At 68.6% G+C, this 17,724-nt stretch carries 16 protein-coding genes and 2 pseudogenes; 10 read left to right on the forward strand and 8 right to left on the reverse strand.

The genetic code is table 11. The features are described from left to right. Positions 1-21 precede the first annotated feature (21 nt). The 3 genes from FCI23_RS01090 to FCI23_RS01100 all read left to right on the forward strand — a co-directional run bounded on the left by FCI23_RS01090 (position 22) and on the right by FCI23_RS01100 (position 2,900). Positions 22-1,479, forward strand: coding sequence for a benzaldehyde dehydrogenase (locus tag FCI23_RS01090; protein ID WP_136721498.1), 1,458 nt, complete (start codon positions 22-24; stop codon positions 1,477-1,479). Positions 1,480-1,625: 146 nt separating this feature from the next. Further along, entirely contained in the window at positions 1,626-2,072 is a 447-nt protein-coding gene (locus FCI23_RS01095) for a Fur family transcriptional regulator (RefSeq protein WP_136721707.1), read from the forward strand. A gap of 273 nt (positions 2,073-2,345) precedes the next feature. After that, entirely contained in the window at positions 2,346-2,900 is a 555-nt protein-coding gene (locus FCI23_RS01100; RefSeq protein ID WP_136721499.1) for a Dps family protein, read from the forward strand. A 13-nt stretch (positions 2,901-2,913) separates the two neighbouring features. Here FCI23_RS01100 and FCI23_RS01105 read toward each other — a convergent pair whose 3' ends face one another. Together FCI23_RS01105 and FCI23_RS01110 are read right to left on the reverse strand one after the other, a co-directional pair. Then, positions 2,914-3,150 (reverse strand): zinc ribbon domain-containing protein, encoded by a 237-nt coding sequence (locus FCI23_RS01105; protein WP_407645897.1) that lies wholly within the window; start codon positions 3,148-3,150, stop codon positions 2,914-2,916. Between the two features lie 1,545 nt (positions 3,151-4,695). Further along, a complete protein-coding gene (locus tag FCI23_RS01110; protein ID WP_169316650.1) occupies positions 4,696-6,543 on the reverse strand; it encodes a CHASE3 domain-containing protein in 1,848 nt (615 codons plus the stop codon). Positions 6,544-6,739: 196 nt separating this feature from the next. On the opposite strand from FCI23_RS01110, the gene FCI23_RS01115 reads away from it, so the two are divergent. Continuing rightward, positions 6,740-7,378, forward strand: coding sequence for a response regulator transcription factor (locus tag FCI23_RS01115; RefSeq protein WP_136721708.1), 639 nt, complete (start codon positions 6,740-6,742; stop codon positions 7,376-7,378). A gap of 36 nt (positions 7,379-7,414) precedes the next feature. Here the strand turns inward: FCI23_RS01115 and FCI23_RS01120 are convergent, their stop codons facing one another. After that, on the reverse strand, positions 7,415-7,804 hold the full coding sequence (locus tag FCI23_RS01120; protein ID WP_136721501.1) for a LytR/AlgR family response regulator transcription factor: 390 nt from the start codon (positions 7,802-7,804) through the stop codon (positions 7,415-7,417). Between the two features lie 200 nt (positions 7,805-8,004). Between FCI23_RS01120 and FCI23_RS56075 the strand changes: the two genes are divergently transcribed. Further along, the gene (locus tag FCI23_RS56075; RefSeq protein WP_169316651.1) at positions 8,005-8,496 is read left to right on the forward strand and encodes an ATP-binding protein; all 492 of its coding nucleotides are present in this window, start codon (positions 8,005-8,007) and stop codon (positions 8,494-8,496) included. Between the two features lie 583 nt (positions 8,497-9,079). Here FCI23_RS56075 and tuf read toward each other — a convergent pair. Then, positions 9,080-10,252, reverse strand: coding sequence for an elongation factor Tu (tuf, locus tag FCI23_RS01130; protein WP_136721503.1), 1,173 nt, complete (start codon positions 10,250-10,252; stop codon positions 9,080-9,082). 114 nt (positions 10,253-10,366) lie between these two features. Next, positions 10,367-10,507 (reverse strand): hypothetical protein, encoded by a 141-nt coding sequence (locus FCI23_RS56080; protein WP_169316652.1) that lies wholly within the window; start codon positions 10,505-10,507, stop codon positions 10,367-10,369. 503 nt (positions 10,508-11,010) lie between these two features. Between FCI23_RS56080 and FCI23_RS01135 the strand changes: the two genes are divergently transcribed. The 4 genes and pseudogenes from FCI23_RS01135 to FCI23_RS01150 all read left to right on the forward strand — a co-directional run. Continuing rightward, positions 11,011-11,298, forward strand: coding sequence for a hypothetical protein (locus tag FCI23_RS01135; RefSeq protein ID WP_136721504.1), 288 nt, complete (start codon positions 11,011-11,013; stop codon positions 11,296-11,298). A gap of 410 nt (positions 11,299-11,708) precedes the next feature. Continuing rightward, positions 11,709-13,010, forward strand: a complete 1,302-nt coding sequence (locus FCI23_RS01140; RefSeq protein WP_136721505.1) for a Dyp-type peroxidase — start codon at positions 11,709-11,711, stop codon at positions 13,008-13,010. Between the two features lie 85 nt (positions 13,011-13,095). After that, positions 13,096-14,154 (forward strand): YVTN family beta-propeller repeat protein, encoded by a 1,059-nt coding sequence (locus FCI23_RS01145; protein WP_136721506.1) that lies wholly within the window; start codon positions 13,096-13,098, stop codon positions 14,152-14,154. A 5-nt stretch (positions 14,155-14,159) separates the two neighbouring features. Beyond that, positions 14,160-14,252 (forward strand): annotated as a pseudogene (locus tag FCI23_RS01150) (DNA-binding response regulator); the annotation flags it as partial. Between the two features lie 67 nt (positions 14,253-14,319). Here FCI23_RS01150 and FCI23_RS01155 read toward each other — a convergent pair. Together FCI23_RS01155 and FCI23_RS01160 are read right to left on the reverse strand one after the other, a co-directional pair. After that, positions 14,320-14,514, reverse strand: coding sequence for a ferredoxin (locus FCI23_RS01155; protein ID WP_136721507.1), 195 nt, complete (start codon positions 14,512-14,514; stop codon positions 14,320-14,322). A gap of 103 nt (positions 14,515-14,617) precedes the next feature. Next, positions 14,618-15,100, reverse strand: a pseudogene (locus tag FCI23_RS01160) (cytochrome P450); the annotation flags it as partial. A 251-nt stretch (positions 15,101-15,351) separates the two neighbouring features. Here FCI23_RS01160 and FCI23_RS01165 point away from each other — a divergent pair. Beyond that, positions 15,352-17,010, forward strand: coding sequence for an L-lactate permease (locus tag FCI23_RS01165; protein WP_136721508.1), 1,659 nt, complete (start codon positions 15,352-15,354; stop codon positions 17,008-17,010). A gap of 35 nt (positions 17,011-17,045) precedes the next feature. On the opposite strand, the gene FCI23_RS01170 is transcribed toward FCI23_RS01165, so the two are convergent. Beyond that, positions 17,046-17,624, reverse strand: coding sequence for a dihydrofolate reductase family protein (locus FCI23_RS01170; protein ID WP_136721509.1), 579 nt, complete (start codon positions 17,622-17,624; stop codon positions 17,046-17,048). Positions 17,625-17,724 lie beyond the last annotated feature (100 nt).

Below are 17,724 nucleotides of genomic sequence, written 5' to 3' on the forward strand. Positions count from 1 at the left end.
CTCGCAAGGAGTACGCACATCATGACCCTTCTCGACCCGCAGATCTGGTCCGGCAAGGTCAACATCGACGGCTGGACCGGCGCGTCCGGCGGTGACGCGCCCGTGATCGAACCCGCGACCGGCGCGACCCTGGAACGCATCGGCCTGGCCGACGCCGAGGACGTCAAGCGCGCCTGCGCCGCCGCAGCAGCGGCCCAGCGCTCCTGGGCCACGGTCCCCTACAACGAACGGGCGGCCGTCCTGCGCCGGGCGGGCGACCTGTTCGTCCAGGCCGCCGAAGAGATCCAGGACTGGATCGTCCGGGAGGCCGGGAGCATCCCGGGCAAAGCGGCGTTCGAGCCCTCCACCGCGGCCCAGGAGTGCTACGAGGCGGCGGCACTCGCCTCGCGTGCGATCGGGCAGGTCCTGCCGTCCGCCGAACCCCGCCTCAGCATGGTGCGCCGGATACCCGCCGGTGTCGTCGGCGTCATAGCGCCCTTCAACGTGCCGCTGGTGCTGGCGATCCGTTCCGTGGCCCCGGCTCTCGCGCTGGGCAACGCGGTCGTGCTCAAGCCGGACCTACGCACAGCGGTATCCGGCGGCGTCTCGATCATGCGGGTGTTCGAGGAAGCGGGACTCCCGGAGGGCGTGCTGTCGATGCTGCCCGGCGCGGCCGGCGCGGGCGAGGCGCTGGTCACCGATCCGCATGTGCGGGTGATCTCCTTCACCGGCTCGACCGCTGCCGGCCGCAGGGTCGGCGAGGCCGCCGCCCGCCACCTGAAGCGGGCCCACCTCGAACTCGGCGGCAATTCGGCGATGATCGTCCTGCCGGACGCCGACCTGGAGCGGGCCGCGTCCACGGCGGCATGGGGTTCCTTCTTCCACCAGGGACAGGTGTGCATGTCCACCGGGCGCCATCTCGTCCACGAGTCGATCGCCGAGGAGTACACCGCCCGGCTGGCGGAAAAGGCCGAACACCTGCCGGTCGGCGACCCCGCGACCGGTCAGGTGGCGCTCGGCCCCGTGATCGACGCCGGGCAGCGCGACAAGATCCACGGCCTCGTCACCGCAAGCGTCGCAGGCGGAGCCCGAATCGTCGCGGGCGGCACCTACGACGGGCTGTTCTACCGGCCGACGGTGCTCGCCGACGTCACCGACTCCTCTCCCGCTTACGCTCAGGAAGTGTTCGGCCCGGTCGCCCCCGTACGGACGTTCTCCTCTCTGGACGAGGCCGCCGCTCTCGCGGCCGACAGCGAGTACGGGCTGTCGCTGGGCATCCTCACCCGCGATGTGATGAAGGGTCTGGAACTGGCTGAGCGGATCCCGACCGGTCTGGTGCACATCAACGACCAGACGGTGAACGACGAAGCTCTCGCGCCCTTCGGCGGAGTCGCCGCGTCCGGAACCGGCTCACGCTTCGGCGGTGAGGCCAACATCGACGCCTTCACCGAGACCCGGTGGATCACGGTCCGGGCTGCGGAGGCCGTGTATCCGTTCTGACCCGTATCGGCCGGTAGTGGCCGATACGGATGGGGCGGATGCGGAGTGCACACAAGGAAAAGAATTGACTATGTCAATTCTGTGCGGTATTGTGTGTGGCACCCAGGTCCAGTAGTGGCGAGAGAGCAAGGAGTGTGACCGCAACCATGGAGCAGGTGGCGGCCGATCTGCTCAGACTCAAGGGTTTGCGCAACACAGCCCAGCGTCGAGCTGTCCTGGGCGCGTTGCAGGGGCACCCGCATTCCACCGCCTCCGACCTGGAGGCCCGGATCGGGATCGGCAAGGCGGCCGGTTCGTCGGCGGCCGGCCTCTCACGGCAGGGTCTCTACAACGTTCTTGAGGATCTCTCCCGCGCTCAGCTCATTCGCTGCATCGAGCCCGCGGGATCGCCCACGCGATACGAATTGCGCGTCGGCGACAATCACCACCACCTCGTCTGCCGGAGCTGCGGCGTCATCGAGGACATCGACTGTGCCGTGGGAGCGGCCCCCTGCCTCGATCCGGTGGAGAGCAAGGGCTTCGCCGTAGACGGGGCCGAGGTCACCTGGTGGGGAGTGTGCAGCGCCTGCCAGGCATCGTCCGCCGGTAAGTAGTCGCCCAGGCGGCCGCAACCCCGGGATGTACGTGTTCGCGATCCGGCCCGCCCGCGCCCCGCGTCCCGTTCCCGGCGCGCGCGTGACAGCCGCCCGATGAGTTGTGGCTTTTCCTCACGCCTCCCACGGGCCCTCGCGCTCCTTCAGCGCAAACGCCGTCGCTCCTCGACCGGGAGATCCAGACCACTCGACAAGACTTGACTCTGTCCAATCTAGGAATTAGGTTGCTTGTGGATTGACTGGGACAATGAGTCACAGAAGTGGAGATCTCCCATGACTTCGACCACCCGCCAAACACGCGCCGCCAGCCGTCGACGGACCGCTGACAGTGCACCGTTCGTCGCATCCAAAGAGCTGGCCGGCACACTGCAGGACGTCCTGGCAGACCTCTTGGAGTTGCAGTCCCAGGCCAAGCAGGCGCACTGGAACATCGTGGGACCTACCTTCCACAGCGTGCACCTGCAGCTGGACGAGATCGCGAGCACGGCCCGGGCGTCCGCCGACACCGTCGCGGAACGCATGCGTGCCCTCGGAGCCGATCCGGACGGCAGGTCGGACACCGTGGCCCGGACGACGACACTCCCGGAGCTGTCGTCCGGACACCTGGAGACCTCGGCGGCGGTGTCCCTGATGCTGGGGCGCCTGCACACCGTGGCCGGTGTCATCCGCGAAGCGTCGCCGGACGTCGCCAACGAGGACGCCGCGACCGGAGACCTGTTCAACGTCGCCCTGCAGGAGCTCGAGGAGCACGCGTGGATGCTGCGCGACCAGCTCGAGACCCCCACCGCGCAGTCGTGGCCTGCGGGTGTCAGGTCCATAGGCAATTGACGTGCTCCCCGGCCTAAGGACCGGGGATTCCTGCCACGGTCTTGTGACCGCCTGGGTGGCTTCCTGCTTCAACGCGCTGTGCCGGGATTTTCGCCCTGGTCTTACCTGCGCTCTGCGAGGCGTTTAGCCTGTCCGCCCGTCCGGCGGCCAGAGTGTTGTGTGCTGCGTTCTCGTCGCGGTCGTGGACGGTCCCGCAGCCCTGACACGTCCATCCCCGGACGTGGAGGGGCTTGGGGCCGTACCGGGCCACCTCGGCGCGATCCTGGCGAGCGGCGGGGCGGGCCGATCAGAACCCGGCAGTGTCGAGCATGCCGCGCAGATCACCGCGGCGCCGTCGCTGCCCACCACGGTGGCCGGGAAGGCGGCCGGGACGTGGTCGAAGGGCTCGACGACGTGGTACTGGTACGGGTCGGCCGCGTCGGCCGGCGAGGTGAACTCGTACGCCGGGCTGACCGCGAACTTCCCGTGCTTGACCGGCTCCGTGGGGTTGAAGCCGAACGTCGCCGGCGTGGAGGTGAGGTTGAAGTAGTCCAGCCAGTCACCGGCGCTCGCCCTGGTCCCGCCGCCGTCCCCGGCGGCGATGCCCAGGCTGGTCGACTCCAGCACCGAGGGGCGCGGGGTCGTCGGCGGCTGCGCGGTCACCGTCGCGGTGCGCAGGTCCAGCGTGATGGCGGTGCCGTCGGTGACGGTGAAGTCCGGGTCGATCACGAAGCGGTACTTGGTCGCACTGTCGTAGCGCCAGAGTATCGCCGCGTAGTGCCCCTCGGGCACCGCTGTCCTGCCGGAGCCGCCCCAGGTCACCAGGAACGGCCGTGCGAGGCTCTGGTTGTCCAGGTTGGTGAGCAGCACAAACTGGGGGGTCGGATTCCGGTCGTCGCCCAGGGTGTTGATCGTCAACCGGCCCAGCTGGTAATCGCTCTGGCCCGGCTGCTTCTTGACGGCCGCCGGCGCGGCCAGCCCGCACTGGCTCTCGGCGAGCGCGGTCGTTTCGTACTCGGACGGATCGGCGGCGCCGCTGCGCAGCGAGGCCATCGCGGTTGCGGGCAGCAGCAGCTGATGTCCGCCCGCGTTGACGCTGAACATGCCGCCGGCCGCCGACGCGTCGCTCGCGTCGGCGGGCCGGGCGGTCTCCCGCCCGCCGGACTCGGTCACGACTGCCTTCGAGCCACCGGGCAGTGTGATCTCGCAGGGGGCCGCCTGATCGGCCTGACTGGTTATCAGGTTTATGGGTGCCGCGGGTGCCGATGAGGGAATGAGGGCCAGGGCTGCCGCTGCGGCAATCGCGCAGAATCCGGCGAAAGGTCTGGTGCAATGGAGCAAAGCTGACTCCTTGCAAATCGCGCACACCGCGCATGGCTTTCACCGGCGCGGCACGCTGTAGGTAGGCGGCAAAAGCGAACACCCTAGCGCCGCCTGCTGTCTAGATCATGCCAAAGGTATGTGCGGCAGGATGGCTCATACACCACTTGACCTGGCCATGTGCCACGAGTCCAGGCATGTCACAGAAGGGCGCGACCGGAAGAGATTGGCTTGATTCCACGCATCACGCAAAACGACCGCGGAATTCACCGCACCCGATTCACACCCTCCCCGCAAATCGCCACGGAGCGACATAATCTCCCCTTGAAACCACCCCGGGGAAATCCTTATGAGAATTCGCGTCAGCAAAAACACGGCGGCATCAGCCGTTCACGGGCGCCGCCGCGCCGGGGGTTCGAACCCGCGCACCGCCCCGCCGGCGTATCCGCGAGGCGGTGCATTGTCGGAAGCACGGGGAATGCGGATGCCGCCAGGGTCAGCCGTTATCAATGGGGATCATGGCGAGCAGGGAGGTACCGCCTCCCAGGGGGCTGACGATCTCGATCTTGCCGCCGAGTACCTCGACGCGGTCCCTGAGACCGATCAGTCCGGACCCCTGGCCAGGATCGGCTCCTCCGACCCCGTCGTCGCGGATTGCGATCCGCAGGATCGCATCCTCCTGCGCGAGGTCGACATGCACGACGGAGGCGTGCGCGTGCTTGGTCGCGTTTGTCAACGCCTCCGACACGATGTAGTAGGCGGCAACCTCGACGCGCTCCTCGTGGCGGCGGGCGGTGCATGCCTCGAGCACGACCGGAACGGCGGAGCGGCGCGCCAGCATCTTCAGGGCAGGCACGAGCCCGCCCTTGGACAGGACCGCAGGATGAAGACCCCGCGAGAGCTCCTGCAGGTCCTCGACGACGCCTGCCATACCTTGAGCCGTACGGGACAACTGTCCTTTGAGCTCGTTGAGCTCGGGCGGCGCGGCGGCTTCAGCGGCACGCAGCTCGAGTGCGAGCGAGACGAGACGCTGTTGCGTTCCGTCGTGCAGATCGCGCTCGATGCGATGGCGGGTCTCGTCGGCGGCGGCGACAAGACGGGCACGGGAGGCAGTGAGCTCGGCGCGGCTCTCGGCATTGGCGATCGCGGTCGCGACCAGTTCGGTGAAGTCCCGCATGCGCTCCTGCGTGCGTTCCGGCTGCTGCTCGGGCGCGACCGAGGCAGTGACCACCACACCCCACAGACGCCCCTCGACCACGACGGGACAGCCGACCGAAGAGGTGATCCCGGGCTCCCCCGCACAGCCGGCAGCCTCGACTCCGGCGCAATCGTCGCAGCTCACCCGGGTCGGCCGCCCGGTCCGCATCACCAGCGCCGCGACGCTCCGGTCCTCGAGCGGCCAGCGCGAGCCGAGGGGGATCGCAGGGCCGCGGTGACTGCTCCAGGAGCCCACCACGGCCATGGTGCCGTCGGGCTCGTAGCGGCCTATCGTCGTGTGCTGCGTCTGCAGGATGCGGCCCATCTCGCCGGCGACCGCGCTGAAGACCTCGGGCGGCGAGACTCCGCGCGCGACGAGCGTCGCGACGCGCCGCAGCGCCGCCTGTTCCTGCGCGATCCGGCGGAGTTCGTCGCGGCTCTCCTCCAGCGATCTCCCCATGGTGTTGAAGGCGACTTCGAGCTCGCCGATCTCCCCCGCACCGGTCTCGGGAATGCGCGCGGCGAGGTCGCCGCCGGCGAGCCGGGTCGCCACGGCTGCCGCCGTACGAACCGGCCGGACGATCGCCCGCCTCTGATACCCCGCGGAGGCAACGATGAGAAGCATCGATCCCGCGAGCCCGACCGAGGCGCCGATGACCGCCCGGTGAGCGTTGGCGTCGGCCACCTCCTGGCGCGCCGCGATGATGACACGCTCGGTTTTGTAGAACTGGTCGAACTGGTTCCTCAGCGCGTCGATACGCCGCTGCCCCGCTTGCGACACCGCCATGCTCCGCGCGTGGGGATCGCCTCGCTGTGCCGCCTGGACCAGCGGAACCGAATAATCCCGGATGTACGACGTGCCGGCCTGGGTGATCCGAAGCGCCAGGCTCCGCTGCCCGGGGCTGTCGGTGGCACGGACGAACTTCCCTGCCTGCCCGGGAAAGGCGGCCCGGGCGGTTTCCCACGGCTGGAGGAAGGACTTCTGCCGGGCCATGACGAAGCCCCGCTGGTCCGTCTCGAGGTTGCTGAGGAGCTTCCTGAGCCTGTCCGCCTCGACGAGCTGCGTCTCGGAACGCCTCCCCGCGTCCAGCGACTCGCGCACGTCGGTGATCGACCACAGCAGCAGGGCGAAGGCGAGGCCGATCAACAGCGCGAGGAGGCCGCTCGCGATGGCCGTACGTCGCGTCAGTCCCCCTCTCGCTCCCGTCTCCGGTCGGGTCCGGCCCGACACCCGTGCCCTCATGGTCCGCCCTGTCGACTGGCAAGAATTGGACGATAATGGGTAAAAGCCCCATAATCTCAGTTTACGGTGATGGAGAGCGGTGGACGGAAGCCGGATCCGGATGGTGCTGGCGGATGATGACGTCCTGCTCCGCGAGGGGCTCGCGAGCCTGCTCGAGCGGTCCGGAGTCGAGATCGTCGGCCAGGCCGGAGAGGCGTCGGAACTCCTCGCCCTCGTCCGTGAGCGGCAGCCCGAGTTCGTCATCATCGACATCCGGATGCCCCCCACCCACACGACTGAGGGTCTCGACGCGGCCCGTGTCATCCGCGCGGAATTCCCCAGGACCGGGATCCTCCTCCTTTCGGCGCACGTCGAGGTCGAGCAGGCGATGGAGTTGCTCGCCACCGGGCACCGCGTCGGCTACCTGCTCAAGAGCAGGGTGACGGACGTGGCCGACTTCCTCGACACGATCGAGCAGATCTCCCAGGGCGGCTCGATCGTCGACCCCGGTCTGGTGCAAGAGCTCATCGCTGCCCGCCACAGGAATGACCCACTGGAGCACCTCACGCGGCGTGAGCACGAAGTGCTCGCTCTGATGGCGGAGGGGCGCTCGAACGCGGGAATCGCCCACCGGCTCTGGATTACCGAGGGCACCGTCGAAAAGCACGTGCGGAGCATCCTGTCCCGAATGCAGCTGGCGGAGGAGGGAGACGATCACCGGCGGGTCCGCGCAGTCCTCACCTTTCTGGAAGCTCGTTAGACGTATGCAGTGCGCTGCTGCTCACGGAGAGGCCGCTCAGTCCCCGGCCTCGAATTGATCGCCCGTGCTTCCGAGAATTTCGCGGATCGCTCGCCCCGAGAGGCGGTACTTGGGCAGAAACGCGACGGCGGCGCTGGCCGCGATCATGTCCGCGAAGTCCGTCTCGGCGTATGCCGAGATCAGGATCACGTTCGGTGACGGCCCACCACTCGCTGTGGCGAGTTGCTGCGCGAGATCGAAGCCGCACTCCTCGCCGAGGTCGATGTCGACGAGCGTGACATCCGGGCGGAGCTCGTCGACCCGCCGGAGCGCTTCGGCGCTCGTCGATGCGACGCCGACGACGACGATTCCCTCTCGCTCCAGCAGGTCACGGGCGGCCTCGAGGAAGTGGTTGTTGTCGTCCACGACGACACATTGAAGGGGCACGCTCCCAAGGATCGCAGCGCGAGCCCCGCCTGGCGTTGCAGCTAGCAGGCATACCGGGAGTCACGTTGGCGGGGGCCGGAAATGGGGGCTGCCAGCGCAGACCGCGAGCTTCAAGAGCGGGATCGTGGGTATCGAAAGCCAGCTCCATTAGTGACATCGCCCTCAAATTCCGAAGGGTGGTCACAGTTCGGAGGCGGAGGATGCTCAAGGAACGATCTCGCGTACGGGCAACGGATGAATTCGGCGGTGCGGCCCTTCCGGACCCGGAGGCGGACGACGTGGACGCAGAGCGCGAAGCGGCTGCCCATCGGGCCTCGTGGACGTTCTCCTGCGATACCTCCTCGGTATCCGGGGCACGGCATCTCGCCTGTGCCCAGCTGGCCAATTGGGGACTCGACGAGCAAAGCGACGTCACCGTACTGCTGATCAGCGAGCTGGTGACCAACGCGCTGCGGCACGCGTGGGGAGGACCGACCCTGACCCTCTCCATCCAGGACGGCATGTTGCACTGCGAGATCGAGGACGCGAATCCCGCCCTGCCTCCCGCATCCCCAGCCCATAGCCGTGGCGAGGACGAGGAAACAGGTCGCGGACTGCAACTCGTCGACCTGCTGTCCGGCTCCTGGGGCAGCGGCCGCTCACCCGCGGGAAAGATCGTCTGGTTCGAGCTGCCCGCACGGCCGACCAGCTAGCGCATGCCATGAATGACCTCCCGCGGTCGAACGGCCGCCAACGCCAACAACGGCCGCGCACGACGGACCTCGCCCGCCGATGCCGAGCGTGCCGGGTTCAGCGTCTGCTCCGGCAGCCCGCACCGTCACTGCCCGCATCGTCGGGCCACCGCCGGGCCGGCCGGCGTAGGGCGCCGCTCATCCAGGAGCGGCACTTCTCCGAGGCGGGCAAGCCGACGCCCGACGGCGGTGAGCTCCGGTGAACCGACGCGAGAGGGCGCTGCGCATCGCGGAGGACGCGATGGCCAGCCGCTACGGCCCGCCACGGTGCTGGGAACCGCAGGACCAGGCCGACCGCATGGCGCTGATCGAACGCTGCCGCACGGTCGGCCCGGATGCCGCCGCCCCGGTTCGTCGGCGCGACGCCGACCCCCTGGGCGCCGATCGCCGGGCCGACATCCATCGTGACGGCGATACGACACCGCTGGACGTGGAAGGGCAGGTCAGCGATCCGCCCTGTCAGACGGGATACATCGCTGACCAGACACTCCCCCCGGCCGTTCCGGTCGCCCGCCCCGCGAAGCGTTCGCAGCGCGGGCAATCGTCAGATATGGAGGGCTGTGACCGTTCCGGCGCCCACCGTGCGGCCGCCCTCGCGGACTGCGAAGCCCAGCCCGGCCTCGAGCGGCACCGGCCGGCCCAGCTCGACCGTCATCTCGACGGTGTCGCCGGGCGCGGCCACCGCCGTGTCGCCGAGGTCCACGTCACCGACCACATCCGCGGTCCGAATGTAGAACTGCGGGCGGTAGCCGGTGCTGATCGGGGTGCGCCGTCCGCCCTGCCCGGTGGGGATCACATACACCCGCGCGGTGAACCGGCGGCTCGGCACGACGCTGCCGGGCGCGGCCACGACATGCCCGCGCCGCACGGCGTCCCGCTGCACTCCGCGCAGCAACAACGCGACGTTGTCCCCCGCTTCGGCGGACTCCATCGGCTTGCCGAAAGTCTCCAGGCCGGTCACGACCGCGTCCAGGCCCGCTCCCAGCACCTCGATGCGGTCGCCGACCCGTACCGTGCCGCGCTCCACAGCCCCGGTGACGACCGTGCCGCGCCCGGTGATGGTGAGCACGTTCTCCACCGGGAGCAGGAAAGGCACGCCGGTGTAGCGGGTCGGCACGGGTATATAGGTGTCCACCGCGTCCAGCAGCGCCTCGATCGCGTCCGCCCACCGCTGCTCGCCCTCCAGCGCGCGCAGCCCGGAGACGCGCACGACCGGCAGCGTGTCGCCCGGGTAGCCGTGCGCGGACAGCAGCTCCCGCACCTCCAGCTCCACCAGATCGGTCAGCTCCGGGTCACCGGCGTCGGCCTTGTTCAAGGCGACGACGATGTGCTCGACACCGACCTGCCGGGCGAGCAGCACATGCTCGGCGGTCTGCGGCATGACCCCGTCGAGGGCGGAGACCACCAGCAGCGCTCCGTCCAGCTGCGCAGCCCCGGTGATCATGTTCTTCACGTAGTCCGCGTGGCCGGGCATGTCGACATGCGCATAGTGGCGGGTCTCCGTCTCGTACTCCACGTGCGCGATGTTGATGGTGATACCGCGGGCGGACTCCTCGGGAGCCCGGTCGATGCGGTCGAACGGAACGTACGTGCCGGTGCCGCGCGCGCTGAGGACCTTGGTGATCGCCGCGGTCAGCGTGGTCTTGCCATGGTCAACGTGCCCCATGGTCCCGATGTTCAGGTGCGGCTTGGTCCGCACATATGCCTGCTTGGGCATGATTCCTATCCCGATGACAGCGTGGATCGTTCCCTGGACGTGTGCGGGAACGGCGAACCCCTCGAGCCCGACCGACCCTCCCCCTGCGAGGTCCGCGGAAATGTCCGGGAAGGGTCAGACTCGGGCTCCGCCGAGGTGCGGTGCTGCCGGAGCGGCGGCATCCGCCGATCCGGCGGGCAGGGCCGGAGAGGAATCAACGGCAGCCCTCAACGCCTCCGCGACCGCGGAGGCGTTGAGGAAGGCATACCGGAACATGCACCAAGGATGTCCGGACGACGAGTCAGTTGGCGAACCATTTTCCGCCCGCCCAGAGGCAGAGCCGACGCGGGTGCGGCGCCGCGATCCTGCTCCAGGTTGCGAAAAAAATACTTGAAGACGGGCATAAAGGACGCAAGTGACCTCTTGGTCCTCTATATGGAGACATGCTCCGATGTTCTCGCGGCGCGCGCGCCGGGGCCGCCGGTCCTGCAGGACGTGCCGGCGACGTCCCTCGCGCGCCGGAAGGTTCGGTGCCGACGTAGCACCGCCGTGCCGACGGTGCGGCGAGCGGATGACGGTTGGTCAACTCCCGCCCACACGCGAGCGGGCGGCATCCCCCGCGATCAAGCCCCGCAAACATGGATTGATTCTAAAAATATTTTGCATCCATTACTTGACTTACTCCAATCTAGGCGTAATGTCGTATTAGTCAGGGTTTAACCGGGCGGCACACTTGAGCGCCGCTGATCACCACTCAAGTCCTTGAAGGGATAACCAACATGTTCGCGAAGACCCCTAGGATTCGCCGTCTGGCCGTCGCTGCGATCGCAGCTCCCCTGCTGGCACTGGTCGGCGCCGGTGTTGCCGAGGCGACCCCCCACTCCGCGTCAACCCATGTCGCCGCCAAGTCGGTCATGCCTACCGCCTACCAGTACGGCGGTGGCGGCGGTCACGGCGGCGGCGGCTACGGCCACCGCGGTGGCTACGGCGGCTATGGCGGCTACGGCTACAGCAGCTACAACTACGGCGGCCACGGCGGCTACGGCGGCTACGGGCACGGCCGCTGATCAATCGCGGTGGAGCGGCACACTCACCGAGTAGGCCGCACTACCTGAATACCGTATCCGGGCACTCGCACTCCTCGGCGGGTGCCCGGATACACCTCACTGCGGTGCGGGCAGAGCAATGAACCCTGCCCGATCTGTCCTATATGCCCAGATAAAGCATGAAAAGTATTAATTAAGAGCTTTTTACCTTATACGGCGATCTATTCCAGAAAGTAGCACCTATCCTGTGTGGGGACAGATCTCACGGCCCACGTACGGCCTCCGGCAGTGGTTCGCCAGGGCACACTGCCGCGAGCGGTCCGCCGGGCGACACAGCCCAAAGACGTCTCCCCCCCACACATGGGCGGATTCAACCTGAGCGGAATCCACAGCACACAACACCGATCGGATTGGTCTGAGGAGGACTAACCATGGCGGACGAACGGCCTTCCATACCGGAGGATGGCTGGAGTGGCGGCGGATGCCCGGCGAGGTTCTTGGCCCGGCGGTCGTTCCTGCAGGGCGCGGCCGCCGCCGGTGTCGCCGGAGCGGCGGCCGGCAGCTTGTTGGAGAGCGATACGGCCCACGCTGCCACGCAGAACGGCGGGACCGCGGGCAAACATTCGGTACCGTTCCACGGCGTCCATCAGGCGGGCATTCTGACTCCTCCGCAGTCGATCGGGTCCTTCGTCTCCTTCGACGTGACCGCCAAGAACCGCGGTGAGCTCACTGACTTGTTCCGCACGCTGACCGCGCGGGCCCGCTTCCTCACCGCGGGCGGCACGCCGCCGAAAACGGCCGGGAGTTCACCGCCGTCGGACAGCGAGATCCTGGGACCCGAGGTCGTACCGGACAATCTCACCGTCACCATCGGCGTCGGCGCGTCCCTGTTCGACGGCCGCTACGGGCTGGGCGCGCGCAAGCCGGTCCAACTCGTCACCATGGAGCCCTTCCATCATGACGACCTGGACCCCGCACTCTCCCATGGCGACATCCTGGTGCAGTTGTGCGCCGATCACCGCGACACGACGGTGCACGCGCTGCTCGACATCCTGGCCCACACAAACGGCGCGATGAAGCCACGCTGGCGCATGGACTGCCAGCGCAATCCGCCGCGTCCCACCGGCGTGCCGCGCGACTGGTTCGGCTTCAAGGACGGCATCACCCAGCCCGACACCACGAGCACCAGCCAGATGAACCAGCTGGTCTGGGTGCAGCCGCACACCGCCGAACCCGCCTGGGCGGCGGGCGGCACCTACCAGGCCGCGCGTATCGTCCATTTCTTCGTCGAAGCGTGGCAGAAGATACCCGTTGACCGGCAGGAGCGGATCTTCGGCCGTCGCAAGGCCAGCGGCGCGCCGATGTACGCCCAGTCCGAGAACGCCTCGGACCTTCTCGATCCCATCTACACCAATGACCCGCAGGGACTGATCACTGCGCTGGACTCCCATATCCGTCTCGCCAATCCCCAGACCCCGCAGACCGCGGCGACCAGCACCATCCTGCGTCGCAGCTACGACTACGACCGGATTCCCAACGTGCAGGGCGACCTTGACCTGGGTCATTTGTTCTGCTGTTTCCAACGCGAACTCAATACCTACATCACCATGCAGAACCGGTTGGAGGGCGAAGCGCTGGTGCCGTTCATCAGCCCGCGGGGCGGAGGCTACTTCTTCGCCCTTCCGGGCGTGCGCGACAGCCACGACTACTACGCCCGTGCACTCCTGACCTGACCACAGCCCCCAGTCGGGCTGCGGCGGGATACCGTCCCGCCGCCTGTCCCCAACCCGCGCGAAGCTCACTCTCACAGGAGGCGGGATGCGCTCCTCCCGACAGAACCGGGCCGGCACCGTCGGCCGACGACACAGGAAAACACTCGGGCCGGTAACGGGAGTCGGTATCGGACTGCTGGCGGCGTCCGGTCTCCTCGCGGCGACGGCCCTCGGTCCGGGCTCGGCGCCCGCGCCTGCCGCGGCCGCCCTTCCGGCCGGCAGCGGCCACGTGTACGTCACCAATCAACTCGACGACACCGTCTCCGTGATCGATGCCCGAACGAACAAGGTCGTCTCGACCGTCCCGGCCGGGTCGGCCCCCGAAGGGATCGCGATCACGCCGGACGGCAGGCACGCGTACATCGCCGACAACGGATCGGCCAGGATCTCGGTCCTCGACACCCGGACCGGCAAGATCGTCGCGACCGTACCGGTCGGTAAGGACCCCAGCGGTGTCGGCCTGGCCCCGGACGGCAGGACGCTCTACGTCGCCAACGGCGGTTCGAACAGCGTCTCGCTGCTCGACACCCGGACGAACCGGGTGACCATGTCCGTCCCGGTCGGCACCTCCCCCGTGAGCGTGGCCGTCAGCCGGGACGGCGGATCGGCCTATGTCGCCAACGCCGGGTCGAGCAGCGTGTCGGTCATCGACACCCACACCCATCGGGCCGTCCGGGTCCTGCCCGCAGGCCGCTCCCCGGTGGGCGTCGCCATCACCCCGGACAGCAAATCTGCGTACGTCGCCAACGAGGCGATAGGCAGGGTCTCGGTGCTCGCAACCCGCACGGGCGCGGTTGACGCCACCGTGCCGGTCGGCGAGGGCGCCTTCGGTGTGGCGGTCGCACCGGACGGCCGGTCGGCCTACGCCGTCGCTCTCGGCCCGGGCAACGTATCCGCGATCGATACCCGCAGCCACCGCGTCAGGGCGACCCTCTCCGTGGGTCCTGCGGGCACCGACCCCTTCAATATCGCGGTCGCCCCCGGTGCGGTCTATGTCACCAACCAAGGAGCGGCCACCCTCGCAGTCATCGAGCCGAAGTCCTTCAAGACCGTCACCACCATCGCCGTCGGCACCAGTCCATACGGCGTAGCGGTGAGCCCATGACGGCCGTCAATAACGTTTTGCACGCAGTGATGGCGCGGCTCAACCTTCGCAACCGCGCGCACGCCGTCGCCTACGCCATGCGAACCGGCGCCATCTGACCAGCCCCCTCATGGCGGGACGCCAACCGCGCCATGAGTTTGTGCCCGGGGCGGGGACGTCTCCGTGCTATTCGGACAGTGCGATGGCCAGAGCCGGGCAGACGGCGGCGGCCTGCCCGGCGTCCTCGTCCAGCTCCTTCGGCGGTTGGACATCCAGCAGCACGACGACGCCGTCTTCGTCGCGCTGGTCGAAGACCCGCTCCGCGGCCAGCACACACTGTCCGGAGCCGACGCACTTGTCCTGGTCGACCGCTACTCGCATGGGTTCTCCTCGCTCCTTTGTGTCCTTGTCCCGCTGCAGCCGGGACCGGCCGTCATCCCCCGGGCCGCCGCCGGCGCCGGTACGGAGCGGCAGCGGCCCGGAGTCACCTGGCCACCGGCAGCTCGTACACGCCATAGATCAGCCCGTCGTGCTTGAACCGCACTTCGTCGACGTCGACGGCCAGGCGCAGCGTGGGGATGCGGCGGTAGAGCGTGCCGTAGACGACCTGTAGTTCCACGCGGGCCAGCGGCTGGCCGAGGCACTGGTGCGGGCCGATGCCGAATGCCACGTGCTTCCGCGCGTCGCGGTGGATGTCCAGCTGGTCGGGATCGGGGAAGACGTCCCCGTCCCGGTTGCCGACGTCATTCGCCAGCACGATGTCCTCGCCCGCACGGATCGTGCGGTCCGCGACCTCGATGTCTTCCGGGGCGACCCTCCGCCGTCCGGAGTGGACGATGTGGAGGTACCGCAGCAGCTCCTCAACCGCACCGGCCGCCGGCTTCGGGTCCTCCGCAGCACGCAGTTCGGCCAGTTGGCCGGGGTGCTCGAGCACGGCCAGCGTGCCCAGCGCGATCATGTTCGCGGTCAGTCCGTCAGCACCGAAGTAGTTGCCCACGGCACCTAATTGCGTTTCCGGACGTTACTCCTCCGCATTGGCCCTGCCCACGCCCCACGGGAGAACGGCCGCAAACCGCACGCTCTCGGCCACCGGCGGCCGGCCCCGGCCTCTTGACGTTCTCGACATGCGGAAGCAACATTCCGGGACGGGTGCGGGACGTCGAGAGCCTTCGCGACGATCATCTGTCGTAACTTCCTCAAAGAAGAGGGATGGTTGGCGTGTACGAGCAAATGCTCAACCCTGTCGGCGGCTCCGCGCTCTGGTCGTCGCTGGTCGCCGCACTGCCCCTGCTGGCGGTGTTCGTCCTGCTCGGCAGCGGGCGGCTGCGGGCTCACTGGACCGCGCTCGCCGGGCTGGCGGTCGCCGTCGTGCTGGCCGTCCTGGTCTACGACATGCCTGCCGGGCAGGCGCTGTCGGCGGCCCTGGAGGGCGCCGCCTTCGGCCTCTTCCCCATCATGTGGATCGTGGTCAACGCCCTCTGGATCTACCGGATGACCGTCGACAGCGGCCACTTCGACGTGCTCCGCCGCTCCTTCGGCAAGGTCTCCGACGACCAGCGGCTGCAAGCCGTCGTCATCGCCTTCTGCTTCGGCGCCCTCCTGGAGGCGCTGGCCGGTTTCGGCACCCCGGTCGCCGTCACCTCGGTCATGCTCATCGCGGTCGGCTTCACCCCGCTGCGCGCCGCGGTGGTGGCGCTGGTCGCCAACACCGCGCCGGTCGCGTACGGGGCCATCGCCATCCCCGTCATCACGCTCTCCAACGTCACCGGCTACCCGGTGCGCGAACTCGGCGCCACCATCGGGCGGCAGACACCCGTGCTCGCGGTCATCGTGCCCCTGGTGCTGGTCTACCTCGTGGACGGGCGGCGCGGGCTGCGGGAGACCTGGCAGCCCGCGCTGCTGGGCGGGGTCGTCTTCGGCATCGCGCAGTTCACGTGTGCCTCATACGGTCCCGTGGAGCTCACGGACATCGTGGCGGCTCTCGCCTCGGCGGCGGTGCTGGTCGGCTGGACCCGCCTGCCGCGGGTACGGCGCGCCCGCGAGGTGGCCGCCGAAGAGCCGCCGGATGCGAACGGCGGTACGGACACCGCCGGTACGCTCACCACGGTCCGGACCGGGACGCAGGTGACCGACGACGCCCCCGCGGAGGTCGTACGCGCCTACGCCCCGTACGCCGCGATCATCGCCGTCTTCTCGGTCGCCCAGATCCCGGCGGTCAAAGAACTGCTGGCCAAGGGTGTGCACGCGGTTACCTGGCCGGGGCTCCATGTGGTCAGCTCGGCGGGCAAGCCGGTCAGTTTCAGCACGTACAACTTCAACTGGCTGCCCGCCGGAGGCACTCTGCTCCTGCTGGCAGGAGTGATCTCGGCGATCGTCCTGGGCACCGGCGCGGGCCGGGCCGTGCGGGCGTACGGCGCGAATCTGCGGCAGCTCGCCCCCGCCGTGGCGACCGTGGTGTGCGTGCTGGGGCTCGCGTATGTGATGAACCTGTCCGGGCAGACAGCCACTATCGGCCACGCCCTCGCGAGCGCGACGGCGATCCTGGCAGTGCTCTCCCCCGTGCTCGGCTGGATCGGCACCGCCATCACCGGGTCCGACACCTCGTCGAACGCTCTGTTCGGCACCCTCCAGGTGACGGCCGCCAAGGACGCGGGCCTGTCCCCCACACTGCTGGCGGCGGCGAACAGCTCGGGCGGTGTCCTGGGCAAGATGGTGTCCCCGCAGAATCTGGCGATCGTCGCCGCGGCGGCCCATCTGCACGGCCAGGAGGGCACGATCTTCCGGCGGGTGGTCGGCTACAGCGTCGGCCTGCTCGCGCTCCTGTGCCTGCTGGTGTGGCTCCAGTCGACGGCCGCGCTGTCCTGGATGCTGCCATGACCGCCGCCGCCACGTTGCGCCGCCCCTAGCGAGGATCATCCCGGCGAGGAGGCATCGGTGCGCTGGTAGCGGAGGAGTACGACCCCGTTGCCGAAGGCCCGGGTCTCGGCGAGCCGGAGACCGACCATGGCATCCGATGCCCGGAACAGCGGTTTGCCCCGCCCGACAAGGACCGGATGGACGTAGAGGCGGTATTCATCGATCAGGTCGTGCCGCATGAAGGTTGCGGCGAGGTCGGCACCGCCGAGCGACAGATCCCCGCCGGGCTGCGCCTTGAGCGCCGCGATCTCCTCGACGACGGCCTCCCGCACGATGGTGGTGTTCCAGTCGGCGCGCTCCAGGGTTCTGGAATACACGATCTTGGGCATGTCCCGCCAGATCCCGGCGAACTCCGCCATGGGACCGGTACTTGAAAGGTCGGAGTCGGCGGTTGGCCAGAACTCGGCCATGAGCTCATGGGTGACACGTCCGTTCAGGAGAGCGCCCATCGCCCTGAGGTGCTCGTTGAAGTGGCTGTGCAGCTCGTCGTCGACCCGGTGCCAGTCGATCTGGCGGTCCGGTCCCTCAATGAACCCGTCAAGGGACACCGACATCATCAAGACGATCTTTCTCATCGCGGTCCTCGCCGAAGTGGTCAGGGGGCGGGGTTCCACCGGCCAAGAGATACTCCCGATGGCTGGGATCAGGCGGTCCGCGGGGTCGCGGCGGTCTTCG

The sequence above is a fragment of the Actinacidiphila oryziradicis genome (genome assembly GCF_005047355.1).
Taxonomy (GTDB): domain Bacteria; phylum Actinomycetota; class Actinomycetes; order Streptomycetales; family Streptomycetaceae; genus Actinacidiphila; species Actinacidiphila oryziradicis.